Below are 24916 nucleotides of genomic sequence, written 5' to 3' on the forward strand. Positions count from 1 at the left end.
AACCACAGATAATCATAACAATGGAAAAGCGTATTCTTCTATCAACACCCCACATGGGTGAGCAAGAGTTAGAATTTGTCAAAGAAGCATTTGACACGAACTGGATTGCCCCCGTTGGTCCTCACATAGAAGCATTCGAGCAAGAATTTTGTCAGGTCACTGGTGCTGGCTATGCTGCTGCTGTCAGTTCTGGTACTGCGGCTATCCATTTGGCTTTGCAATTAATTGGGGTTGAGCCTGGGGATGAGGTTCTTTGTTCTACTCTGACGTTTGTTGCTACTGCTAACCCCATTATTTATCTTGGGGCGAAACCAGTCTTTATTGATAGCGATCGCACTTCTTGGAATATGAATCCTGACTTGTTGCAGGAAATGCTAGAGTACCGCGCCCACATTGGCAAATTACCCAAAGCAGTTTTGCTCGTGCATCTGTACGGTCAAAGTGCAGATATCGACCCGATTTTGAAAGCTTGCAATCAGTATGACATCCCCTTAATTGAAGATGCCGCCGAGGCTTTAGGTGCTACCTACAAAGGACGTTCTCCTGGAACTTTCGGGCGGATTGGCATTTACTCTTTCAACGGCAATAAAATCATCACCACCTCTGGTGGCGGAATGTTAGTTTCCGACAACGCAGATTTAGTAGCAAAAGCTCGTTTCTTAGCAACGCAAGCACGCGATCCCGCTCCCCACTACCAACACTCGGAAATTGGCTATAACTATCGTCTCAGTAACGTTTTAGCTGGTATTGGTCGCGGTCAATTGCGGGTTTTGAGTGAGCGAGTAGCAGCAAGACGACGCAACTTTGAAGTGTATCAGCAGGCTTTAGGAAATCTGCCAGGATTGGAATTTATGCCAGAAGCAAGTTTTGGACGTGCGACTCGCTGGTTAACGTGTCTAACCATAGATCCACAGACTTTTGGCGCAAATCGAGAACAAGTCCGTTTAGCACTAGCCGAACAGCAAATAGAAGCTCGTCCTGTGTGGAAGCCTTTGCACCTCCAGCCTGTGTTTGCTGAATGTGAGTATTTTGGCGGTACAGTCGCGGAAGATTTATTTGCACGCGGTCTTTGCCTACCCTCTGGCTCTAATCTGACAAATGAAGATTTGCAGCGAGTGATTAGTGCGATCGCAGCAGTTCACAAAAACACTATTCCAACTCAAACGTCACTGTGTATTTAAAATACTTAAATCACAGCTATTACTCATCAATTCTGCTTTTTTCTAATAGTAATTGCAACTGAAAAATATAAAATTTATTTTATGGAAACCTTTGAATCTTCTATAAAAATTGATCGATATTGGCTGAGCGTCAAACAGCGTTGGCTACCAGCCTTAGCTGTATTTTTAACTGTTTTTGGCACGATTGTCCTAGTTGCATCGTTGAAAAAACCTACTTATGTCGCTGAAGGAGCAATCCGATTACAAAAGAAAAATACAACTTCTTCTGTCACAGGTTTAGGAAAAGAAATAGGAAATTTGGAGCCATTAACACAAACCGGTAATCCTCTGATTACAGAAGCAGAGGTTATACGTTCTACTAGTGTCGTACAGACAACTATAAAAAGACTCCAACTGAAAGATAAAAAAGGTAAACTCCTCAAACCCAAAGAGTTTCTAAAACGGTTTACTGCAACTCATGTTAAGGAAAGCGATATTCTCGCTGTTTCTTACAAAGATACAAACCCTAAAACAGCAGCAGAAGTTGTGAATACACTGATGGCTGTCTATTTAGAACGTAATATATCTTTCAACCGAGCTGAAGCAGCAGCTGTCCGGAAATTTATAGAAAAGCAACTGCCAAAAGCGGAAGTAGTTGTCCGTGAAGCAGAAGCCGAACTCGCGCAATTTAAAGAAAATAACAAAGTAGTTTCCTTACAGGAAGAAGCTATTAGAGCAGTGGAAGTGATCGGCGATTTGCAAACGCAAATGAGTGAGGCTCTATCTAAAGCTGCTGATGTCGAAGTACAGTCTAGAGAGATCCGCAACCAATTGGGGATGGGTTCCCAGCAGGCGGTAATTATGACTTCCCTTAGCCAGAATTCAGGGGTGCAAGATATTATCAAAGAAATCCAACAGCTTGAATCACAACTGGCAACTAGGCGCACTGTTTTACAAGACAATCATCCGGAAATCATCGGTTTAGAAGATAAATTAAGCTCGTTAAAAGGAATACTGCAACAAAGAATAAAACAAGTTGCAGGAACGACTCAACTAAAGCCAAATAAAAACTTTCAGCTAGGACAATTGCAACAGCAACTCTCCGCCAAGCTTGTGGACTTAGAATCAGCTCGTCTGGGTTTTACAAGTCAAGCTGCTGCTTTATCTAAATTACAAGCTGAGTATAAGCAACGCCTGAACAGTCTGCCGAGATTAGAGCAACAACAGCGCCAGTTAGAACGTAGAGTGCAAGCCGCGCAATCTACCTACTCACTTCTGCTACAAAAGCTACAAGAAAGCCGCATAGCTGAAAATCAAAATGTAGGTAACGCCAGCATGATGTCCGAAGCCATAGTTCCTGAAGAACCTATTTCTTCTGCCATGCTTTCGTACCTAGCCGCAGGCTTACTGGCTACTCTGGCAACTTTGGTGACTATTTATCTACTAGAAGCAAGAGATAAATCAATTAGGACTGTAGATGAGGCAAAAGAATTATTGGGACTGACTGTATTAGGACTTATTCCTTCCTCCAGCAAGGCGAAAATATCGATTCGCGCCAAAGAAGAATCGGAGTCTTATAGCCAAAGACTTGTGATGCGAGATTTTCCTCGCTCACCCATCAGTGAATCTTACCGGATGCTGCGGGCAAATTTAAAATTCATGAGTGCCGATAAAGAGTTAAAAGTTATCGTTGTCACTAGTTCCGTACCCAAAGAAGGTAAGTCAACAGTAGCTGCCAATTTAGCTATTGCAATGGCTCAGATGGAGCACAAAGTCTTATTAGTAGATGGAGATTTGCACCGTCCAGTTCAACACAAAATTTGGGAACTGAATAATACTCAGGGTTTGAGTAATGTAATTGTCGGACAGGTAGAAGTCGGGACAGCAATCAACAACGTGATGAATAATTTAGATGTTCTGACTGCTGGTGTAGTACCTCCGTCTCCAGCATCTCTCCTTGACTCCAGAAAAATGGCTGGATTAATTGAAAGTTTTGCTGCTAATTACGACTTCGTCATTATTGATGCTCCCTCATTAACACTTGCTGCTGATGCTGCAACTTTAGGCCAAATGGCTGACGGTGTTTTGTTGGTAGTTCGACCGGGGGTAGTGGATTCTGTTAATGCTGCTATTGCTATAGAACTTTTGGAAAAATCTGGCCAGAATGTCCTAGGACAGGTAGTAAATGGAGTTATTCCCAATAATGAACACCACAGCTACTACTTTTTCCAGGAATACAATTTGCAAGAAGGTGCTAGGGCGACAGTTTAATAAGGCTCAACAGTAAGCTAAGAGGTGTGTTGTAGTGCGATCGCAACCCAAGGTCAATGCTGGAGATAATTTTAATGCTTGCATTGTGCGTGTAATTTGAGAGCGATCGCACTCTGTCACCAAAAAAGGGCGTTGCTGAATAATGGGATGATTGAGGCTGACGCGGGGACACGGGGACACGGTGATTATCGTTGGTGCAAATTCCAAAATCATCCCGCAATTATGCAACGCCCACTAATGATTTAGTCTACTACTAAGCAACGCAGATTTAGAAGTTGCAGGCTATCATAATAAGTTCGGCGTTGCTGATTTGAAGTATGAATTTGATTTTGTCATGCTGAGTGTAGCGCAGCGAAACGAAGCATCTGTCAAGATTCTTCGCTCCACAAAGTTCCGCACCCTGCACCGTAGGGCGCAGCCCTTCTCGTAGAGTAGCCGCACCAAGCGTCTACAGAATGACAATTCATATCTTGATTCAGCAACGCCATAAGTTCTATATGCCGCTGAGTTATTATCTTTAAAAGAATCACCCGCAATCAAATCTAGTTTGTAGTGAGGTTAAAGTTGATAGCAAATGAGAGTGATGCGATAAACTTTACACTACGAACAGCACGTCTTGGCGATCGCGCCCAAATCGAGCAACTCATTATTGATTCAGCACGTGGTTTAAGTCGCGAAGATTATACTAACGAGCAGATTGAAGCGGCTATTACAGCAGTGTTTGGTGTTGATACCGATCTCATTTATGATGGGACGTACTTTGTTGCTGAACATGCCGGAACACTGATTGGATGTGGAGGATGGAGCAAGCGAAAAACGCTATTCGGTAGCGATCGCTATGCACAGCGCGAAACTGGTATGCTCGATCCACGCCAAGAGCCAGCAAAGATTCGTGCTTTCTTCGTGCATCCAAACTGGGCACGCCGGGTGGTAGGCCGGGCATTACTGCACATATGCGAAGCCGAGGCTAAAGCAAACGGCTTTCACACACTCGAACTGATGGCAACACTTCCAGGTGTCAAACTATATCGCACACTTGGGTACATTGGCAGCGATCGCGTTGTATATAAGATTAGCGATGGCATCGACATTGAATTTATTCCCATGCGAAAGACCTTGATGTGATGCCATGTCTCACCGCTTCAGTTGGCGATCGCCATTAGTTAACTTTGTTTGTGCCAACCTAACTACAATGCTGATATCAATTCATACAACATTGTATTGACGATTTATCATTGACAGATTATGCAAAAACTGAAAAACTCTAGGATAGTAAAAAAAATATTAAATTTTTAGCTCAATAGCCGTCCGGGGAGGTGAGTCGTAAAAATAAGTGAGAACAATTTAGCTAAAAGCAATTCAGCGGTCTGAAGTTTACGACTTTGAAAGTCTTCCTCAACAGGCGTTTCAAAAGGTTTTCTTCTAAATACATTCCCGTAATCCCCATAGAGCCAAAATGTTTTCATAAGAAAGCATATTTTGTGATGCTTTTACCTTCACGGTTGTTGATATACCTCTGTCCAGTAGGCAAACCCCCTGGCAAGTGAAACAAACGTGAAGCTAGTGTGAAACGAACTTAGCACATCTGAGCTAAAAGAGAATCTGCGATAACGAAGAGAATAGAGGACAATCAACTCGAAGATTTCCAATCGCCGGGTATTTTTTCCTGCATTGAGATGCTCTCCATCCTATGCCTTGCTTCAGTGTGGGAATTAAGTGGCAATAAAGTTTATCTTTATCCAAAACTAAAAAAATGAGGATATTATTTAGGCATTCTTGGTGGGATAGCCTTCCTTTTGCTATCACGATTTTTCAGCTAGTACTAAATATTTGGTTGGCAGCAACTTGGGAATCACGTACTTTTTTTGATAACCTCTTATTTTATCCATTCTGTCTGTTTCTTTTTTGGTACAATGCTCTAGTTCCTACCCATAACTTTGTTCATACTCCTTGGTTTAAATCTAAGTTTCTCAACAATATCTATGCGATAATAAACTCAGCTAACTTGGTTACACCAGTGGCTCATTATCGTTATATACATTTCAATCATCATCAGTATGGCAACGATAGGCAAAATGCAGACGGTCAAACTCAAGATCGTTCTTCTACATTTGCCTATGGGAAAAATGGTAGATGTGAAAATGTAATAACTTATTGCGCCTTGGCAATTTTTCGTGATGATATGACTGAGTCATTTCGTCAGGCAAAAAAATACAATGAAAGCTTGCAATTACATTTGGAATTTGCTGCTATTATCTTAGCAATTATTGGATATTTGCTGCTTTCGTGGAAGTTTCTTTTATTCTTTTTTATTCCTATATTCTATTTAGGTTGGTTCATCGCATATTTAACTAATTATTATGAACACTTTGGTGCGACACCTGAAAATCGATATGCAAATTCAACTAGCTATTATGGTCATGTCTACAATCTGCTTTTCTGCAATGAAGGTTATCATCAAGAACATCACTTGCGTCCTGAGGTGCATTGGAGCCAGAGACCAAAAATCTATCAAAATCTATGTGAGAAGTTAGATAGCGTTGATAGAGTAGTGTTGAAATTTCCACCTTCTCTGGGCTTTATGCATCACAGAGGAAATACTGACACTTCAGTTAAGCAAACTTTGCCGTACTGATACCAGTTGTCTGAGAAGTTGATTCCCACTATCGCGAGTTATCTAACTCAAGTTTTACAAAAAATTTGACGTAATTTTATAACGATATCGACCATAGGTGCAATAATTTTATTATTGCATGAATTCGATATTATTCTATCAACTTTAGATGTGAAACAATAGATGTTTTCGTCGTAGCACACTTGTACAAAGTTTCGATTACTTATTATATGGAGATTGTCCACTGTTTGCAATCTCAACAATAAGATTCAAAACAATCTATCTAGGGCTAAAAAGGATAGCTTAGCATCACCAACTTATGGCGTGGATACATATTCTGATTGCAGGTCTTCTGGAAACAACGTGGGCAGTCACATTGAAGTGGAGCAACGGATTGACGAATTTCCTACCAACCGCAGCCACAACTTTTGTCACACTTCTTAGTTTCTTCTTTTTATCGCAGGCACTCAAAACAATCTCCGTTGGAACTACCTATGCGGTGCTGGCTGGCATTGGAGCTACTGGTACTGTGATTGCAGATATAGTTCTGTTTGGTGAGACTTATGGAACAGTTCGTTCTGTTTGCGTTGCTTTGATTGTTATTGGTGTGATGGGTTTGAAGATACTTTAAATTCCTGTGACTAGGCGACACGAATAAAGTTAACTCGTGAGGGTCGTCATTTGTCATTTGTCATACCCTGCGGGAAGCCGAGTAAAGCGCGTCTACGTCAATGGTAATAGTTTCAGCTATTTTTAGATTCCTTAAACTATAGCTGTTTTTATTCCCACCTACGTACTTAATAAGAACCATTCATATACCCCAAATTCAAAATAGGAAAGATTCAGTTGATGTTTCAAGCTTACCAGACCTCGACAATTGGACTTGTTGAATTACCTAACCTGCAACTATCAGTAGTTAATAAAGTAGTTAATAGCCACAACGAATGGGATCTTCTGCAAGAAGTCATCGTAGGTCGTGTTGAGGGTGCGGCTGTACCCCAATTTGAAGCCAGTGTTAAGGTTGATGCGCCTCCAAAGTATTGGAACTTTTTTCAACAATTAGGTGGTCGTGCGTTTAGCAAAGATTTGGTGGAAGCCGCTGCTCAAGAACTAAACGAGTTCTGTCATGTCCTAGAGATGGAAGGCGTGACTGTACGGCGACCCGATATCGTTGACTTTTCTCGCACCTATGCAACACCTGATTTTGAGGCTTCTGGTATGTATGCAGCCATGCCACGCGACATACTGATTGTCGTTGGTAATGAAGTCATTGAAGCACCAATGGCATGGCGATCGCGGTTTTTTGAATACCGTGCCTATCGTTCCTTGATGAAGGAATATCTGCAACGAGGAGCGAAGTGGACAACAGCGCCGAAGCCTCTCATGTCAGATGAACTCTATGATTTTGACTTTGCTGCCAAATCCCCAGAAGAACAGGAAGCATTGGTTAGGCAAGGGCGCTATGTTACAACAGAGTTTGAACCCTGCTTTGATGCAGCCGATATTGTCCGCTTTGGACGCGATCTTTTTGTGCAGCGCAGTCACGTTACCAATCGGATCGGAATTACCTGGCTCAGACGGCATCTAGGAGAGCAGTATCGGGTTCACGAGATTAAGTTCCAGGATCTTAATCCCATGCACATTGATGCATCGCTGGTACCACTCAAACCGGGACTAGCTCTGATTAACCCCGATCGCCCTCCTGTACAAAGCGAATTATTTAAGCAAGCAGGCTGGGATTTAGTAGAAGCAGCATTACCCACGACTCCCGACTACTGGAAGCTACCCATTGCCAGTAAGTGGATTAGCATGAATCTTCTCAGTCTAGATACAGAACGCGTAATTGTGGAACGGCAGGAAGAACCCACTCAGAAACTCTTGAAAGATTTAGGCTTTAAAGTCATTCCTGTGAATTTCCGCAACTTTTACACCTTTGGCGGGTCTTTCCACTGCGCTACCTGTGATATTCGTCGCGCTGGACAACTTGAAGAGTATGGATTTTCTCACCCCCTAGATATGGATGAACTCAATGAAACCGAAGATTGAAACGATGATACGGCTAGACCTAAATGAAAACCCATATCCCTTACCTGCTTGTGTCAAGGAAGCTATCTATTCTGCTGTAGATGACTGTAGTCGGTATCCTTTCGGGTTGGAAGATGGGGTCATTCAAAAAATTGCTAGCAAGTTCTCTGTTGCTGACTCAACCATTCTATTAACCCAAGGAATTGATGAGGCGATCGATCGAGTGATACAACAGTTTTGTGAAATGCGCTTCGTTATTTTCAATCCAACCTTTGATGCTTATATATGGCGCGTTAAAGTCAATCATCAAGACCATTGCCTGATGAGTTTAGATGATAGCTTCAGAATAAACGAGTCATCAATTAACTGTATCACCCCCAACGATTTCGTGATTTTAGCTAACCCTAATAATCCTACCGGGCATATCTTCGACGATCGTGTTATTCAAAAAGTTATGCAAAGATGTGGGAAGCTCTTGATTGATGAAGCTTATATTGATTTTTCAGATCGTGAAAGTTGGGTAAGTAGACGACTAGAAAATATGTTCGTCTTTCGCTCATTTTCCAAAGCATTTGGGTTGGCTGGTTTACGTCTTGGTTTCGTAGTGGGAGATGCAAATGCAGTTAGTGAAATGAGGGCGAGACAGTGGTGCTGTAATATTAGCTCCATGTCTATTGAAGTACTGAATCAGGCATTAGAAGACGATTATTACAAAATCAATGCTGCAAAAGTTATTCAAGAGCGAGAAAGAATGGTTGCAGCGATCGCAGAGTTAGGGTTTGATGTTGTACCTACCCACACTAACTTTTTTCTTATCAAAGATGACTCAAATCAATTAATGCGGTACCTGCAAAACAAGCAACTACGTGTCAAAGATGCTGCCTTGTTTGGTATGTATGGCTACTTGAGAATTAGTTTGGGAGATCCTGAGATTAATAATCAATTGTTGGCAGCTTTAAAGGAGTTTAAATTGTCTCATGTCTAGTAATGTAGTTAGTAATGAATTTCTGACAGGCTTGGAAAAGTCCCTAGGCTATATCAGAGGCTTTGCGGCTAGCCAAGTGATTTATAGTTTTCTACAGGAAGGTATTTTTTCTCTGTTGGAAGATGGATTAGATATAAATGCGATCGCCCAAAAAAAGGGATTCGCTCCTAATCTCTTAAGAACTGTATTTGAATACTTAGCAGTGGAGGGAATTTTAGAGAAAAGCACCTCTGAAAATGGTCAAGTTAATTTTCAGATTTCTAACTACGGTAAAAATATCAGCACTTACTATCAAGGATGGTTCAATTTATTGATAGGTGGTTATTCCCCCATATTTGCTAACATCCCCAACATTATGAGCCAGGGGACGAACTACATATCAAGAAATGGTAAATGGGTGGGAGTTGGTGCGTGTCAAATTTCTCAAAATGATGTCTTCCCTTTGGCAAATAAAATGATGGAAGAAATCAAACCCAATGTCAAAACAATCGTTGATTACGGTTGTGGTAGCGCCTTGGGACTGTGCGAGTTTTGCAACCAAAACCCAAATATTAAAGCAATTGGAGTTGAGCCTGATGAAGGAGCATATCAAGCGGGACTCAATTTGGTGGCAGCTAAAAATTTGCAAGAGCGGATAACTTTGGTTAATAGTGCTGCCCTTGACCATGAAATTAATGAAGTTCCTGACTTTATTTTATTTTGGTTTGTCCTGCAAGAAATATATGGTCAGAATGGAGAAGCAGCTTTGATTGAGTTTATCAAAAATATTGGCGTTAATTTTCCTGATAGTTATCTTCATGTGATTGAAGTCGATTACGCAATTGACAATGAAGAAGTGATGAAATCTCCTCTCGGGTTAGGGTTTTATAATCCCTACTTTCTCCTGCATCCATTTACCGATCAAAAGCTAGTTTCAGATCAAAAATGGACTGAAATTTTTACCAAATCTGGTTTTGAGATTATCAAAAAAGAAGCTGTCGATCCAAAAGTAGATCCTACAGGTTTAGTAATTGGCTATGTATTAAAATATGCTGAATCTGGAGTATAGTTTTGCGTAAAATCGTAGTTTTTTTAAACGCAGAGGGGAGGCAGCGCGTTGCGGGGGTTCCCGAGCCACTGCGTTGCGCGGGTTCCCCGCGTTGTAGCACGTGGCGTCCCGTTGTAGCGACTGCCGTCGCGCAGAGGAACCGCAGAGGAGCGCAGAGTATTTATAAATTTAATTCGTTGAACATAAAAGATGGTTAATTTTTAGCAAAATTATGATTACATCTCCCTTATGCTCGGTTGAGGAATCTATTGATACTCTCCTGAATGATTTTCTAGAACAGATGACTCAACAGGTAGAATTCAATGCTGGTTACTCGGAAAACCTCGCTTTTGACTACAGCCGTCTGTGGCATTTTCTGCGATACAACATTAATAACGCAGGCGATCCTTTCATTTATGACAAGTTTGTTAAGAGTCATGCCAAAGAGTTTGAACAGAAAAGTCTGCAATGGTTTGCTCAACTTTATGAACTACAAAACCATTGGGGATATGTCACGACTGGCGGGAGTGAAGGGAATATCTATGGTCTATTTTTAGGGCGAGAAAGGTATCCAGATAGTGTTTTTTACGCCTCTAAGGATAGCCATTACTCTATTGTTAAAGCAGCTCGTTTACTAAGAATTCCTTACACTCCGATTGATTCTCAATTGAATGGCGAAATCGATTATGATCAGCTAGAAAGGGAACTATCAGCACATAGGCATCAAAGTGCTATCCTCAACCTGAATTTGGGAACCACAATGAAGGGAGCGATCGACAGGATTGAGCGAGTCGTTGATATTTTAAAACGAGTTAACATCACTCAGTTTCATCTCCACTGTGATGCTGCACTAGGAGGAATGTTACTTCCGTTCATTGATAGCGCGCCAAAAATCAGCTTTCAAGATTATCCAATTGGCAGTATTGCGGTGAGCGGACATAAGTTCATTGGCTCTCCGATTCATTTTGGGATTGTTCTGACTCGTCGGGAGTATGTTCAAAAGATTGGCAAAAGAATCGAGTATTTGGGAACGGATGACACCACTATCACTGGATCGCGTTGTGGTTTAAACGCTTTGTTTCTTTGGTACGCGATCGCCACCCGAGGACAGAAGTTTGCTAGAGAAGTAGTAACTTGCTTAGAAAATGCTCAATATTTGCGCGATCGCCTACAGCAAATCGGTTATAATCCCCTACTCAACGACTTTTCAATTACAGTTGCTTTCAAAAAGCCTCCAGCTAAGGTTTGCGACAAATGGCAACTTGCTATTGAAGGAAACTTAGCTCACGTTGTGGTCATGCAACATATTTCTACTCAAAAAATTAATGAGTTAATCGACGATTTATTGCAAGCTCAGGCTTGAGAATCATTAATATAAAGCTCATATTCTAAAAGGTATTAAAAATATGCCAGAAGAATCTTTTTTTTGGGACGCTCATTTCTATGATTGCTTCCATGCAGGTAAGCAGTACTTCTTTATGTCTGAACGTAAAGATGTATCTTTATGGTTAGAACTAGCCAGCAAGTATGGAGATCCAGTTCTGGAACTTGGCTGCGGTACTGGTAGAACCGCCATCCCTTTAGCTGAAGCAGGATTTCAGGTAACAGGTATTGATATCTCGGACTCAATGCTAGAGTTTGCTAGACAGAAGTCTTCCCAAGTGAACTGGGTTAAGGGTGATATGTGTAATTTTGAGTTAGACACACAATTTCCTCTAATTACACTGCCATACTTTACCTTCAACATATTACTCCAATTAGAGGAAGCAGAATCCTGTTTGGCTTGTGTAAGAAAACATCTCCAACCAGGGGGAAAATTTGCGATCGATCTTTTGAATCCCTACCCTAGATATCTAAATGATGTCGTCCATTTAGCCGGAAAAAGAATACTAGATTGTATTTTTCCAAATCCTCAGGGTGGTGGAAGTATCATTGCTACCTCTGCCCGAGAGTACAATGTAGAACATCAAATTGCTACTGAAAGATTGTTTTATCACATTCCAGGACAGGAAGAAGTTGTTGAAGACATCAAAATTCGATTATATTTTCCCCAAGAGATTGAGATGTTACTCAAATACAACGGGTTTAAAGTTGAAAGCAAGTTGGGTGATTACCAAGGTAATCCATTTACCCCAGAATCGCTCCAACAAATTTTAGTTTGTGAAGCGTGCTGATCGTTTCAAACTACAAATCACGTAGTTTACATGGGATGAAGTACCGTTAAATGCAACTTCTGTCTAACTTCTGCTTGTAGATACCGTTCCTGCAAAGGTTGCCACTGCTGCCACATCTGGTAGCGGTTTTCTGCTACTTTAGTAGCGATGGTAGGAAGTTGTGCGTGAAAATCTGACTCGAAGACATCTGCAAGCCACTCACCCAATACCGTGCTATCTTGTATAGAACCTAAAATATCTTGAATACTCTTTAGTTCCGCAACATAAGTTGTGTAAGTTTCACCATATAAGTCAGTAAATAATTCCATTTGGTAACGTATGCGTTTGGCTTGTTTCCGCAAACTATGAAGAATCTTGCCGTTAGTTGCTAATTCTTGTTCTACCTTTTCTGCTTCCCAATCTCGCAAGACGACAATTTCAGACTCCTTAACTTGGGTTCCCACCAACCAACCTGGATGCAGCAAGAAATGACTTACTTCAGGCAAAAGTAAATCTGGTAATACTTCTTGCATCGGCAAAGATGCCAGCGGTTGATAACTAGGTTCATCTAACCAATCTTTTAATGACTGTTTTATAGCTTTGTAACGCCCATCTTTTAATGTCGATCGCACATCTATCAGTGCATCTTCACGTTGTTTGCCTAAAGCATCCAAAGCTGTTCGCAGAGATTGCCGTTCTTTTTTAGGTATATCTGGTTGACAAAAGTTTTCCAAAGTTTCTTTTAGTACATCTAAATCTCGGAGATTGCCAAGGCGACGTGCGATTTTACCAACATTTTTATCGCTCACTACCTTCGGTAAATCCACAGCTGGGGCAAATCTACTCACAGCCGTGCGTAAACGACGCATTCCCACTCGCATTTGATGTAGCGCTTCTGGATCTTTATCTTTTTTAACTTCTGTTTCCCATTTTAAGGTTTTCTTGAAGTGTTTTTGAATTGCTGAGTAAGCGTATTGACCTAGATTTTCCACTTTAGATTTTGTAGCCAAGGTTATAGAATTTGATACACTTTTATAGATATTGCTATTGTTCATACTGATTGAATCATAGCATTAGTTAAAAGCTGGCACTGGTTCTCTGTAACTCATCTGTGCAGCACTAAGATTGCCAAATACTATCATAATTACCGATTATAATTTATAGAAATAAACAAAATTGTTATAGAGTAAACAAGTGTAACAATGATTTGAATGTTTATTTTTTTATTTTTAACCGATATTCTGTCAAATATTCAAATTATTTAATGTTTTTATGAAAACTGAATACTTGAGGAGTATTAAATCATACCTTTATAAAAACAGTGTTAAAATCGGATACCCATAGAGGCAATGTAAAATGAAAGACTCATGTTTGTTAAATCAAGTTTTGCTCACATTTACCGATAGTTTTATAGAACACCGGGAAGACCTATCGGCTGTAATGCTGACACCAGAAAAGCATTTGTGGTTTGGGTCAGATGAAACTTCCACTATTGAACGTCTTTCTTGGATTGATGCCAATAATTTTGGTGAACATAAACAATTTCATGTCAAAGAATTTATTGATTTACCTGCACCTGAAGACGAAGAAATTGATATTGAGGGTATCGAATATAGCGATCGCTATCTCTGGTTTGTTGGTTCCCATAGCTGGAAACGCAAAAAACCTAAACCAGATAAATCGGATGCGAAAAACATTAATAGGCTAACCCAAGTTAAATCAGAACCAAATCGATATATTCTGGGACGCATTCCCCTTGTTGACGGTGAACTGTGGAAAACTTGCCCCCACCCCGACAATGCAAATGTGCAGTTAGTTGCTGCTAAATTAGAAGTCACTCAGCAGGGGAACGTGCTGATAGAAGCTTTGGCAAACGACCCTCATTTAGGTTGTTTTATCAAAGCAGAAATCCCTGGTAAAGATAATGGCTTTGATATAGAAGGTATAGCAGTCTATCAAAACCGAATTATTCTTGGTTTGCGCGGCCCGGTATTGCGGGGTTGGGCTATGATGCTGGAAATAGAAGTAGAACTTTCTGAAACAGGACTGCTAACACTAAAGCCAATTGCAGAGGCAGGAAGTCTGTATAAAAAGCATTTTCTGTTCTTAAATGGCTTGGGAATTAGAGATTTGCATTTAGATGGAGAAGATTTGTTAATCTTAGCAGGGCCAACAATGGACTTAGATGGCCCAGTGCAAGTGTATCGATTATCAGGTGGCATTCACTTGCAAGAAGATGTTCTGTATTACCCAGAGTATTTACAAGATATTCCTTACGGAAATCGAAACGATCATGCTGAGGGCATAACACCATATCAAGATATAGCCGGGATGCCCTCGCTGTTAGTGGTTTATGACTCTCCTGCAAAAAATAGGTTAGTGGGTGAAGCTGGTGCGATCGCAGATATATTTAAGCTAGGCCAGTAGAGATTTATGGAGAAGTTGGTAGTTGGTAGTTGGTAGTTATTTGTTACAAACAACCAACAACAACCAACCAACAACAATATTTTAAATATTTGTAGAAATTGCTTGGACTGGACAAGTGGGAATACACTGCTCACAGACGATGCAACGCGATCGCGTAAATGTTAGTTTATAGCTTTCGGGATTTAGGGTTAAGGCTTCAGTCGGACAAACTCCAGTACACAAGCCGCAATCAACGCACAAGTCTTCATCTATGACTATTTCTCCTAGGGTGTGCGAAACACTGATATTCTGCGATCGCATCCACTCAATCGCAGCATCCAGCTGATCTATATCACCCGACAGTTCTACTACCAACTTGCCAATTTGGTTCGGTGCTACTTGGGCGCGGATAATATTAGCGGCGACGTTGAAATCTTTTGCCAGTCGGTAGGTAACTGGCATTTGAATGGCGCGTTTGGGAAAGGTGAGGGTAACTCGTTTTTTCACAGTTGGGGAAATGTTTTTGTATACGCCTTTTCTCTGTTTTAGCGTATGCAGGGATACTGATTGTAGAAAGGGTGTAAGGGGTTTTTCCTGATTTGACTTGGTGTCTTGGTGTCTTTGTGGTGAAAAAATAAATTTTCTTGAACCACCAAGACACTAAGACACAAAGAAAACTTATTGTTTGGGATTGCATCACCAAAGGTCTACACCCTTATACTCCTACACCTCTTTATCCTGCTGCCTTCTAAAATAAAACAGTAAACTGAAAGATAACAGTACTTAATAAGTTTTAATAAATCTGTTATGAGTACGGATTCACCTGTAAATTCTCCAGTCAAGTCGGAATCAACTGTTGGCGCGCGTGTCAGAAATTTTTTGATTGCAATGGTGGCGATCGCCCTTAGCGTTGCCCTAGTCTTGGGACTAAGAACCGAGACTAGCTCAGCTTCTCTGGCTAAATTAGCAGAACAATCTACACCCTTGGAAGTGGCAATGACCAACGGCAAGCCATCGCTTGTGGAATTTTATGCGGACTGGTGTACTGTTTGCCAGAAAATGGCACCGGATATTACCCAATTAGAGCAGCAGTATACAGACAAAATGAACTTTGTCATGTTGAATGTGGATAACACCAAATGGCTACCAGAGATGTTGAAGTATCGGGTAGATGGTATTCCCCATTTTGTGTTTCTCAACCAGAATGGAGAAGTTCTTGCTCAAGCGATCGGCGATCAACCCCGCACAATCATGGCAAGTAATTTAGAAGCCTTGATTGAGGATTCACCTCTGCCTTATGCTCAAGCTAGTGGGCAAGTTTCCAAAGTTTCAACATCAGTAGCACCAGCACCCAGCCAAGATGACCCGCGCAGTCATGGCAGTCAAGTAGTGAATTAGAATAGCGTCATATATCTACAGGCTTTTAGCCTGTACCCTACATAAACTATGTATGCTACAGCTAATTTTCGTTGTACTTACTGTCATTACGGGTTCAGCGCTGTGTTCTAGCATAGAAACAGCGCTTTTATCAGTCTCTACACTCAAAGTACGACAGTTAGCACAGTCAAATCATCCTTCAGCATTAGCACTTTTGGCGATTCGTGAAAACATAAATCGACCAATTGCGACTATTGTCATCCTCAATAATACTTTCAACATTATTGGTAGTATTCTCACAGGTAGTGTTGCTACTAAAATTTTGGGAGATAGATGGTTAGGTGTCTTTTCAGGAATATTGACCTTTCTGATTATAGTTTTTGGTGAAATAGTCCCAAAAACTATTGGTGAGCGCAACGCCGAAAAAATATCTATACTAGCTGCTTTACCTATTACTGGACTTACCTTTTTGTTCACACCTCTAGTCTGGATTTTAGAAAAAGTTACAGCACCTTTTACTAAAGGTAAAAAACGACCGACAACAAATGAGGCAGAAATTAAGCTACTAGCAAATATAGGTCATCAGGAAGGAATTATTGAACGCGACGAAGCAGAGATGATTCAACGGGTGTTTCGATTGAACGATCTGACAGCCTCTGACCTAATGACACCTCGAATCATGCTTACATATTTACGTGGCGATTTGACTCTTAGTGAGGCTAAACAAGATATTATTGCCTCGCAACATACACGGATTATTGTGACTGATAACTCTATCGATCAAGTGATAGGGGTTGCTTTAAAACAGAATTTGCTAACAGCGATGGTTGAAGGTAGGAGTAATCAAAAAATCTCTTCCTTAATACGGAAAGTTAGCTTTGTTCCTGAAACAATTCGGGCAGACAAATTGCTAAAAGGCTTCCTAGAAGCTCGCGATCATCTCGTTGTAGTAGTGGATGAATATGGAGACGTCTGTGGTGTAGTAACCTTGGAAGATGTTCTTGAAGTCATAACTGGTGAAATTGTAGATGAGACTGATAAAAGCATTGATCTGCAAGAAATTGCACGCAAACGGCGAGAAAGACTGTTAAAGTCTATGCGTTAGCCCTTCTCATTACTTTTGAGAAGAAATACATTGCTTCCACACACTACATTAAAGTTGATATAAAATGGATATATCGAAAAAAATCGATATAATGGGGGAATGGATACTAAAGACATTGACATCTTCAAAGTCCTTGCTAACGAAACTAGGTTACAAATCCTGCATTGGCTCAAGGAACCTGAAGTTAACTTTCCCTGCCAAGACGTAGACCCTCGCACAGTCGGAGTTTGCGTCAGTAGCATTCAGAAAAAAACTGGCTTAGCCCAGTCTACAGTGTCCCATTATTTATCTATGCTGGAGGCGACAGGGCTAATTGTCTCAAGCCGTCAGGGACAATCTACTTACTATCGTCGTAACGAGGAAGCTTTTTCTCAGTTTGCAGCTCATGTTGCAACTGATTTATAAATAAAAGCAAATGTTAATTGCTTGTGATATTGATTTTGTTATATCGAGATTGTTCGATATCTCTAATATTCAATTTACTGTTATTGTATAGGTGCGACAGACAAGCAACGGTCTATTTGAGGAAACAAAGATGCTAGCAACCTATTTGTTATTGTTAGTTATTGGTTTGGCTGCTATCTGGCTAGGACTCAAAGTACGTGAGGAGGTCTATCGCATTGCAGTTGTATTCAGTGGGGGAATGGTGCTGGTAATGGGGTTTGTATTAGCTCCATCAGCCGTACAGATAGGAGTTGTATTGCTTCTTTTGGGACTGTATCAACTGTATGCTCCACAGCCAAGATTTTAGAAAATTTAATAACCGTTAGAAATTTACTTTTCTAATGCAAATAAATGGTACAGCCATCAACAAATCAGAAGTCACGAGTAAAATTCATTTGTGGCTTCTGAATTTTAGTTTTCTTGATTAAATACTTTGAGTACATACTATCTAAACCATCGCTACATTAGAAGATGAAGAAAGATCAAAGTTAGCCCAAACATGAGTGTAAACGCGACTATTACAGATAATCCTTTATTGAAAGGTACTGGCTTGCCTGATTTTGCCAGCATCCAACCAGAGCATGTGGTGCCAGGGTTTAACCAATTACTGGCAGAATTAGAGCAAGAATTAACCAAAATAGAAGCTAATGTACAGCCTACTTGGGACGGTTTAGTAGAACCTTTAGAAAAGCTAACAGAACGCCTGAACTGGAGTTGGGGTGTAGTGAACCACTTGATGGGTGTGAAAAATAGCCCCCAACTGCGAGAAGCCTATGAAACTGTACAGCCGCAGGTAGTACAGTTTTCTAACAAACTCAGCCAAAGTCAACCAATTTACAATGCTTTTAAAGCACTACGTGCCAGTGACACTTGGGATACTTTAGACTCTGCCCAAAAGCGTATTGTCGAAGCTGCGATCCGAGATGCAGAACTATCTGGGGTTGGCTTGCAAGGCGAAGCGCGGGAACGTTTTAACGCTATTCAAATGGAGTTAGCTGAACTTTCTACCAAGTTCTCTAACAATGTTCTGGATGCGACTAAAGCCTTTAGCCTGAAGCTGACAAAGAAAGAAGAAGTAGACGGTTTACCCCCGAGTTTACTTAGTTTAGCAGCACAAGCAGCCCGAGATGCCGGGGAAGAAAACGCCACCCCAGAAAATGGCCCTTGGTGTATCACTTTAGACTTACCCAGTTACTATCCTTTTATGCAGTACAGCACAAGGCGTGACTTGCGGGAAGTGCTTTACAAAGCTTATATTACCCGTGCATCTTCGGGAAACTTGGATAATAACCCGTCAATAGAACGTGTTTTGGAGTTGCGTCAAGAACTGGCGAAGTTACTCGGTTACAAAACTTATGCGGAAGTCAGCTTAGCCAGTAAAATGGCTCCCAGCGTCGAGGCTGTGGAAAAACTATTAGAAGAACTGCGCTGCGCCAGTTACGATGCAGCCCTCAAGGAATTGGCAGAATTGAAAGCTTTTGCTGCCAACAAGGGAGCAGCAGAAACAAATGATTTAAGACATTGGGATATCCCCTTTTGGGCAGAACGCCAGCGGGAAGAAAAATTTGCTTTCACAGCAGAAGAATTGCGTCCTTACTTTCCGCTTCCACAAGTGCTGGATGGCTTATTCGGGTTGGTGAAGCGGTTGTTTGGTGTTACAGTTACCCCTGCTGATGGTCAAGCACCAGTTTGGCATGAGGATGTGCGCTATTTCCAAATTGCTGACGAAACAGGTAGTGCGATCGCCTATTTTTATTTAGACCCCTACAGCCGTCCCGCAGAAAAGCGCGGCGGTGCATGGATGGATATCTGCATTAACCGGGGCAAACTCACTGAAAATGGAGTCAAGAAAACCCGTTTACCTGTAGCGTATTTGGTATGTAACCAAACGCCACCAGTTGATGGCAAACCTAGTCTGATGACTTTTACGGAGGTAGAAACTTTATTCCACGAGTTTGGTCATGGTTTGCATCACATGTTGACCAAGGTAGATTATTCTTCGGCAGCAGGTATTAATAACGTCGAATGGGATGCTGTGGAATTACCTAGTCAGTTTATGGAAAACTGGTGCTACGATCGCGCTACTTTATTTGGCATGGCTAAGCATTACGAAACAGGTGAGCCTTTGCCAGAACATTATTACCAAAAGCTGCTGGCTGCAAAGAATTACATGAGTGGTAGTGCAACGTTGCGACAGATACACTTTAGCGTTCTGGATCTAGAACTGCACTACCGCTATCGTCCTGGTGGTAGTGAAACTCCTAAGGATGTGCGCGATCGCATCGCCAAGACGACCACCGTCATACCACCTTTACCCGAAGATTCATTTTTATGTGCCTTTGGACACATTTTTGCCGGTGGATATGCAGCAGGATACTACAGCTACAAATGGGCGGAAGTATTAAGCGCAGATGCTTTTGCCGCATTTGAAGAAGTTGGTTTAGAAGATGAACAAGCTGTAAAAGCTACAGGTAAGCGCTACCGCGATACAGTCTTAGCCCTTGGTGGTAGCAAGCATCCAATGGAAGTGTTTAAAACATTCCGGGGTCGCGAACCGAGTACCGAACCTTTGCTAAGACACAATGGTTTAGTAGCTGCTTAAATTTATACTATAGTTCGCCACACTTTCATTGAAGTTCAAAGTAGGGGAAAAAGTTCAAGGTCAATTCCTTTCCCCTTTCCCCTTTCCCCTTCTCCTCAGGAACGAGAGTAAATCAATTACGTCTCAATCTGGGTGGATACCGCCATTTGGTGAAATAGCCTAAAATTTTAAATTTGAATGTATCGCCCAGATTTTCTGAAAGTTTGCCTGTCTTGGCTTTTAAATTTACTTCTGTGCGGCTTATCCTTGACGGCGATCGCACAGACAAATTCTCAACCACAAGTCCCTAAAAAACCTAGCCACACAGACAACCGCAGCAAGCAAACTCGTAATATTCAAGTAAAAGTTCCTGTCAAAACTCTACCAGGACGGCGAGAAAGTGGGAGTGTACGTCGAGGAAGCTGCATTTCTGGCGATCCAGCACTTCTGGCTTTACTGCTACCACCAACTAATCTGGGATTAACAACTGCTGCTCATCCTCAATTTTTCTGGTACACACCTGAAAATACAGCTCAAAGAACCCAGTTTTCTCTGTACAGAATAGATGAAAAATCAGGTCAACGTACCCAAGTATACAATACAACTTTGAAACCTAGCAGCAAACCTAGTGTAACAAGCTTAATCTTGCCCACTGATGCTAAAATTCCGCCTTTGGAAATTAATCAAACTTATCAGTGGTCTGTGTCTATCATTTGTGACATACAAGATACTTCTCCTCGATCTGTCATCACTGTAGACGGTTGGGTACAACGGATAGCTGTTAATCAGAATTTGGCCAATCAATTACAGCGGCTAAGTCCAACAGAGCGCATTTCCGTCTATGCTGAACAAGGTCTGTGGTTTGATTTATTGTCAACAGTAGCAGAATTACGCGCCTGCAATCCTTCTGATACCAAACTTTCCGAAATCTGGGTGACTTTACTACAGCAGGTAGGGTTAGAAAACATAGCCCAGCAGCCTCTAGATCAGCAGTGTTCCCGTAGCTAAGCATGCAGAAGGATTTTTATTGAAACAAGAATCCCCGCACGTAGCAGCTATCGGAGTGCGAGGGAGCGTCAATCCTACCGACTTATACCAAGTTGCGTTCAGATATAGCAATAGTAATTCGTGCCCTCTCCCTTTCCCCTCCCCAAATTGGGAGAGGGGCTGGGGGTGAGGGAAGTACTATCTTTGACTGCAACTTAATATTACTTATAAAAATAGTATTTGATAGCAGCCTCAGCTATGTAGAAAAACTTTTAATAGCATATTTAAAATTTATTAATCACAAAAAATAGAATTTATATTGTTTTTTTGCCTTTCTTTGCAATACTTAACTCGATTTTAGTTAAAAAGAGTAAACATAGATTAAAAGTAATAAAATTCATAATCATTCGTTAAGTTTATCGTGCAAAATTGAGAGTAAGCTAAGTGATCAGAAGCCTAAGTACAAAATTTTGTCACTAGGCTTAAAGAAAAATAACAGTCATTGTGTTATTTGTCCTGCGTCATTTGTCATTTGTACGATTGCTAATGACTAATGACTGATAACTAATGACTAAGTTATTTAGCAAGGCGGTGAAAGTCAAAGCTTAGCCAAATTATTGAGAGAGCAAAAACCAAACTACGAAGGCGTAACGATGATACAAAACATTTTGCTGGCTGTCTCCGGATTGGGACACGCGGAAGAAATGCTAAAAACCTTGAAGGATGTGCCATCAATTCAAAGGGCAAAAGTTACAGTTTTGCACGTGGTTCCGCCACAAAGCACCGCCGAATCCATGACAGCTAAGTGGGAAGAAGGTGGCAAAATCCTGGCAAATGCTATTCAGTCTTTAGCCTTAAATCCTAGCCAAGTCTCTTCTATTTTGCGGCAAGGCGAGCCTAAGGATGTAGTTTGCCAAGTAGCAGATGAAATCGATGCAGATTTAATTATTATGGGTTCTCGCGGACTCAAGCGACTGCAATCGATTTTAGCTAACTCAGTAAGTCAGTACGTTTTCCAATTATCTTCTCGCCCCATGTTGCTGGTAAAAGATGACATTTATGTCAAAAAAATTAACCGCATCATGGTGGCAATGGATAATTCTGATGCTTCAAAACACTGTTTGGACTTAGCTTTGTTTTTGATTCGAGATATTAAGGGAGGAGAGTTAATTCTTTCGCATGTGATCACAGATTTAGGAGGTGAATCTGCTGCATCAGCAAATCAGGTTAATCCCGAACAACATCCTGTTTTAGCAGCAGCTGTCGCGGAAGCGAGAAAACACGGGGTGCAACCTCGTTGTGTGCTTAGTATGGGTAAACCGGGTGAAAAAATTTGTCGCTTGGCAGAGGAGTTAAATGTAGATCTGTTGTTACTTGGTTCTCCAGATCGGCGTCCTTCCATTGCTAAGAGTTTCGTAGATCTAGACAGACTTTTAGGTGCTTCTTTGTCTGATTACGTGAGAATAAATGCTACTTGCCCAGTTTTGTTAGCACGAACTGCTGCTTAAGGTCGCTCACGATTTTGCACTTGATCAATAAAAACCCCTACACTACAGGTGTAAGGGTTTCTTATTTTATACATGAAACACAGAAAGTATTAAGTATCTTTTTTACTTTCGCGGCTAGCTGTTTGAATGTAAAGAATGATCAGAAAAACGGCGGGGACTAGCACAAACAGAATGCTGGCTACAAACCCCAGGTCATTAACCTGCATAGTCAGAAAGCCTCTCTTAGATTCCAGTCAACACTTTTAGGATACCATCATCACGGCTTGACCGAGTTATTTGTCTTTTGTCATTAGTCATTAGTCATTTGTCATTAGTTAATGATAAATGACTACTGGCAATTTTAATCAGGTTTTGTTACTACACTAACCGGGCCGTTCACTAAGGTTTGACAAGCAAGACGGTAATTTGCAGGCTTTTTCTTTAAAAAACGCTTCTCTACATCTGTAGGGGGCGAAAGATTTTCCTTTCCTTCAACGATCTCAACAATACAGGTGCCACACTGACCGTAGCCACCACAATTCATCATTTTTCCCCAAATTTTATAGATGTCAATCCCGTTTTCTAAGGCTTTTTGGCGCAGGTTGGCACCATTCGCAGCTATGACTTCTTTATTCTCTTTTACGAATTTGATGTTACCCATAGCTTATTCCTCGTTGACTGTTGCCTGAATGCTAAGACCGAATTTTTATTTGACTTGCTGAAATGCTTTTCTTTTTATATTAGTTCACAAAATATTATAACAAAATATTAATAATTATATATTTTTGAAAACTAAATTTTGGCAAAAATTTAAGACAGGCAAGACGCCTGTCTTTTCAAAAATATTATAGATTGATTAACTTACCTGAAACCCACGGCTGCTTGCCAAACAAAAGCCAACAGCAAGAAGAATAAAGGAATGAGCGGTAGAACATCTACCAAAGGGTCAAAAATTTGGAATGCTTCAGGCAATTTTGCTAATAATAGTGCTGTTTCCATTTTTGTTTAAATCCACCTATCCAACACAGCTTTCAGAATTGAGAAATATCTTAACATGCATTGGTGGTCATTAGTCATTAGTCATTGGTCATTAGTCATTAGTCATTGGTCATTAGTCATTAGTCATTGGTCATTAGTCAATTATCCCCTATTCCCTATCCCCTATCCCCTATCCCCTTTAAATCTGGAGTCAGCCACTTACCAAACTCTGCAACAAAGGTATCGTTTAATATTGCCTCTCGTATCCTTTGAGTAAAGCGAATCAATTCGGTGATATTGTGAATGCTCAATAAGGTATACGCCAAAATTTCTTGCGATCGCACTAAATGAGAGATGTAAGCACGGGTGAAGTTTTGACAAGTGTAGCAAGGACAAGTTTCATCTAAAGGCGTAAAATCTTCACGAAACTTAGCATTTTTTAAATTCCAGCGATCGCCCTGCACCATAGCCGTACCGTGTCTAGCCCAGCGAGTAGGAATCACGCAGTCAAATAAATCTACACCAGAAGCGATCGCAATTACCATTTCCTGATAAGTACCTACACCCATCAAATAACGCGGCTTATGGTGTGGTAGTAATGGTGCTGTCGCCTGCACAATCTTATGAATCAGTTCTGGTTCTTCACCCACACTCACGCCACCAATGGCATATCCCGGTAGATCCAAATTTGCCAACGTTTCCACCGCCTGACAACGCAAATCCAGATACACTCCACCCTGGACGATACCAAACAACGCTTGCTCCTCAGGGCGTTGATGGGCAGACTTACAGCGTAAAAGCCATCGATAAGTGCGTTCTGTGGCTGCTTCCACCTCTTGGCGGCTAGCTGTAGCAGGCGGACATTCATCAAAGGCCATAATCACATCCGCCCCTAGTGTATTCTGAATTTCGATGGACTTTTCTGGCGTCAACTTAATAATTTGACCGTCATGTGGTGAGCGAAACGTCACACCTTCTTCAGATATTTTACGCATTTCACTGAGACTGAAGACCTGAAACCCACCAGAATCGGTGAGCATCGGCCCGTCCCAGCCCATAAATTTGTGCAGTCCTCCCCCTCCAGCCACAATTGCTTCCCCTGGTTGCAAGTGCAGGTGATAGGTATTGGATAGCACCATTTGCGCCCCTGTTTCTTTGAGTTGGGCAGGGGTGAGGGTTTTGACAGTTGCCAGTGTCCCCACCGGCATAAAACGAGGAGTTTCAACCGGGCCGTGAGGAGTGAAGAACACTCCAGCCCGTGCTTTTGTCTGGCTACAGGAAGCAAGACATTGAAAAGAAAAATTTGCGCTCAAAGC

Annotated in this window: 25 protein-coding genes; 18 read left to right on the forward strand and 7 right to left on the reverse strand. The window is 41.3% G+C overall.

Annotated features, from left to right (window positions below; all coding sequences use genetic code 11):
- Window positions 1-20 precede the first annotated feature (20 nt).
- Together FIS9605_RS0105980 and FIS9605_RS0105985 are read left to right on the forward strand one after the other, a co-directional pair.
- Window positions 21-1181, forward strand: coding sequence for a DegT/DnrJ/EryC1/StrS family aminotransferase (locus FIS9605_RS0105980; RefSeq protein WP_035139417.1), 1161 nt, complete (start codon window positions 21-23; stop codon window positions 1179-1181).
- A gap of 81 nt (window positions 1182-1262) precedes the next feature.
- On the forward strand, window positions 1263-3431 hold the full coding sequence (locus FIS9605_RS0105985; protein WP_026731774.1) for a GumC family protein: 2169 nt from the start codon (window positions 1263-1265) through the stop codon (window positions 3429-3431).
- Between the two features lie 6 nt (window positions 3432-3437).
- Here FIS9605_RS0105985 and FIS9605_RS0105990 read toward each other — a convergent pair whose 3' ends face one another.
- Window positions 3438-3644: a hypothetical protein gene (locus FIS9605_RS0105990; RefSeq protein ID WP_026731775.1), complete on the reverse strand. Its 207-nt coding sequence runs from the start codon at window positions 3642-3644 to the stop codon at window positions 3438-3440.
- Window positions 3645-3995: 351 nt separating this feature from the next.
- On the opposite strand from FIS9605_RS0105990, the gene FIS9605_RS0105995 reads away from it, so the two are divergent.
- From FIS9605_RS0105995 to FIS9605_RS0106030, 8 genes are all read left to right on the forward strand, one after another.
- The gene (locus FIS9605_RS0105995) at window positions 3996-4556 is read left to right on the forward strand and encodes a GNAT family N-acetyltransferase (protein ID WP_231510246.1); all 561 of its coding nucleotides are present in this window, start codon (window positions 3996-3998) and stop codon (window positions 4554-4556) included.
- Between the two features lie 628 nt (window positions 4557-5184).
- The gene (locus tag FIS9605_RS0106000; RefSeq protein WP_026731777.1) at window positions 5185-6066 is read left to right on the forward strand and encodes a fatty acid desaturase family protein; all 882 of its coding nucleotides are present in this window, start codon (window positions 5185-5187) and stop codon (window positions 6064-6066) included.
- A gap of 298 nt (window positions 6067-6364) precedes the next feature.
- Window positions 6365-6676: a DMT family transporter gene (locus FIS9605_RS0106005; RefSeq protein WP_026731778.1), complete on the forward strand. Its 312-nt coding sequence runs from the start codon at window positions 6365-6367 to the stop codon at window positions 6674-6676.
- 218 nt (window positions 6677-6894) lie between these two features.
- Window positions 6895-8091: a hypothetical protein gene (locus tag FIS9605_RS36365; RefSeq protein ID WP_082209732.1), complete on the forward strand. Its 1197-nt coding sequence runs from the start codon at window positions 6895-6897 to the stop codon at window positions 8089-8091.
- Window positions 8075-9055, forward strand: coding sequence for a pyridoxal phosphate-dependent aminotransferase (locus FIS9605_RS0106015; RefSeq protein WP_035139418.1), 981 nt, complete (start codon window positions 8075-8077; stop codon window positions 9053-9055). Before FIS9605_RS36365 ends, FIS9605_RS0106015 begins: the two co-directional genes overlap by 17 nt.
- Window positions 9048-10103, forward strand: a complete 1056-nt coding sequence (locus FIS9605_RS36370) for a class I SAM-dependent methyltransferase (RefSeq protein WP_197036005.1) — start codon at window positions 9048-9050, stop codon at window positions 10101-10103. The genes FIS9605_RS0106015 and FIS9605_RS36370 overlap by 8 nt, the downstream gene beginning before the upstream one ends.
- A gap of 211 nt (window positions 10104-10314) precedes the next feature.
- The gene (locus FIS9605_RS0106025; protein WP_072032367.1) at window positions 10315-11445 is read left to right on the forward strand and encodes a histidine decarboxylase; all 1131 of its coding nucleotides are present in this window, start codon (window positions 10315-10317) and stop codon (window positions 11443-11445) included.
- A gap of 43 nt (window positions 11446-11488) precedes the next feature.
- Window positions 11489-12256, forward strand: coding sequence for a class I SAM-dependent DNA methyltransferase (locus FIS9605_RS0106030; RefSeq protein ID WP_035139419.1), 768 nt, complete (start codon window positions 11489-11491; stop codon window positions 12254-12256).
- Between the two features lie 26 nt (window positions 12257-12282).
- Here FIS9605_RS0106030 and FIS9605_RS0106035 read toward each other — a convergent pair whose 3' ends face one another.
- Window positions 12283-13251 (reverse strand): CHAD domain-containing protein, encoded by a 969-nt coding sequence (locus FIS9605_RS0106035; protein ID WP_026731782.1) that lies wholly within the window; start codon window positions 13249-13251, stop codon window positions 12283-12285.
- A 340-nt stretch (window positions 13252-13591) separates the two neighbouring features.
- Here FIS9605_RS0106035 and FIS9605_RS0106040 point away from each other — a divergent pair, with 340 nt between their 5' ends.
- Entirely contained in the window at window positions 13592-14662 is a 1071-nt protein-coding gene (locus FIS9605_RS0106040) for a DUF3616 domain-containing protein (protein WP_026731783.1), read from the forward strand.
- Window positions 14663-14743: 81 nt separating this feature from the next.
- Here the strand turns inward: FIS9605_RS0106040 and FIS9605_RS0106045 are convergent, their stop codons facing one another.
- The gene (locus tag FIS9605_RS0106045; RefSeq protein WP_026731784.1) at window positions 14744-15148 is read right to left on the reverse strand and encodes an NIL domain-containing protein; all 405 of its coding nucleotides are present in this window, start codon (window positions 15146-15148) and stop codon (window positions 14744-14746) included.
- Between the two features lie 300 nt (window positions 15149-15448).
- Here FIS9605_RS0106045 and FIS9605_RS0106050 point away from each other — a divergent pair, with 300 nt between their 5' ends.
- The 7 genes from FIS9605_RS0106050 to FIS9605_RS0106080 all read left to right on the forward strand — a co-directional run bounded on the left by FIS9605_RS0106050 (window position 15449) and on the right by FIS9605_RS0106080 (window position 22643).
- A complete protein-coding gene (locus FIS9605_RS0106050; RefSeq protein WP_026731785.1) occupies window positions 15449-16039 on the forward strand; it encodes a thioredoxin family protein in 591 nt (196 codons plus the stop codon).
- Between the two features lie 52 nt (window positions 16040-16091).
- The gene (locus FIS9605_RS0106055; protein ID WP_026731786.1) at window positions 16092-17123 is read left to right on the forward strand and encodes a hemolysin family protein; all 1032 of its coding nucleotides are present in this window, start codon (window positions 16092-16094) and stop codon (window positions 17121-17123) included.
- Window positions 17124-17222: 99 nt separating this feature from the next.
- A complete protein-coding gene (locus FIS9605_RS0106060; RefSeq protein ID WP_026731787.1) occupies window positions 17223-17528 on the forward strand; it encodes an ArsR/SmtB family transcription factor in 306 nt (101 codons plus the stop codon).
- A gap of 130 nt (window positions 17529-17658) precedes the next feature.
- A complete protein-coding gene (locus FIS9605_RS0106065) occupies window positions 17659-17874 on the forward strand; it encodes a hypothetical protein (RefSeq protein WP_026731788.1) in 216 nt (71 codons plus the stop codon).
- A gap of 192 nt (window positions 17875-18066) precedes the next feature.
- Entirely contained in the window at window positions 18067-20169 is a 2103-nt protein-coding gene (locus FIS9605_RS0106070; RefSeq protein WP_026731789.1) for a M3 family metallopeptidase, read from the forward strand.
- A 177-nt stretch (window positions 20170-20346) separates the two neighbouring features.
- A complete protein-coding gene (locus FIS9605_RS0106075; protein ID WP_026731790.1) occupies window positions 20347-21156 on the forward strand; it encodes a DUF928 domain-containing protein in 810 nt (269 codons plus the stop codon).
- Between the two features lie 632 nt (window positions 21157-21788).
- A complete protein-coding gene (locus FIS9605_RS0106080; protein ID WP_026731791.1) occupies window positions 21789-22643 on the forward strand; it encodes a universal stress protein in 855 nt (284 codons plus the stop codon).
- 89 nt (window positions 22644-22732) lie between these two features.
- Here the strand turns inward: FIS9605_RS0106080 and psbM are convergent, their stop codons facing one another.
- The 4 genes from psbM to tgt all read right to left on the reverse strand — a co-directional run bounded on the left by psbM (window position 22733) and on the right by tgt (window position 24913).
- Window positions 22733-22849: a photosystem II reaction center protein PsbM gene (gene psbM / locus FIS9605_RS0106085; RefSeq protein WP_026731792.1), complete on the reverse strand. Its 117-nt coding sequence runs from the start codon at window positions 22847-22849 to the stop codon at window positions 22733-22735.
- Window positions 22850-22983: 134 nt separating this feature from the next.
- Window positions 22984-23283 (reverse strand): 2Fe-2S iron-sulfur cluster-binding protein, encoded by a 300-nt coding sequence (locus FIS9605_RS0106090; RefSeq protein WP_026731793.1) that lies wholly within the window; start codon window positions 23281-23283, stop codon window positions 22984-22986.
- A gap of 200 nt (window positions 23284-23483) precedes the next feature.
- Window positions 23484-23621: a photosystem II reaction center protein K gene (locus FIS9605_RS0106095; RefSeq protein ID WP_026731794.1), complete on the reverse strand. Its 138-nt coding sequence runs from the start codon at window positions 23619-23621 to the stop codon at window positions 23484-23486.
- Between the two features lie 155 nt (window positions 23622-23776).
- Window positions 23777-24913, reverse strand: coding sequence for a tRNA guanosine(34) transglycosylase Tgt (tgt, locus tag FIS9605_RS0106100; protein ID WP_072032368.1), 1137 nt, complete (start codon window positions 24911-24913; stop codon window positions 23777-23779).
- Between the last annotated feature and the right edge of the window lie 3 nt (window positions 24914-24916).

Origin of the sequence: Fischerella sp. PCC 9605 (assembly GCF_000517105.1) — a bacterium.
GTDB lineage: Bacteria > Cyanobacteriota > Cyanobacteriia > Cyanobacteriales > Nostocaceae > PCC9605.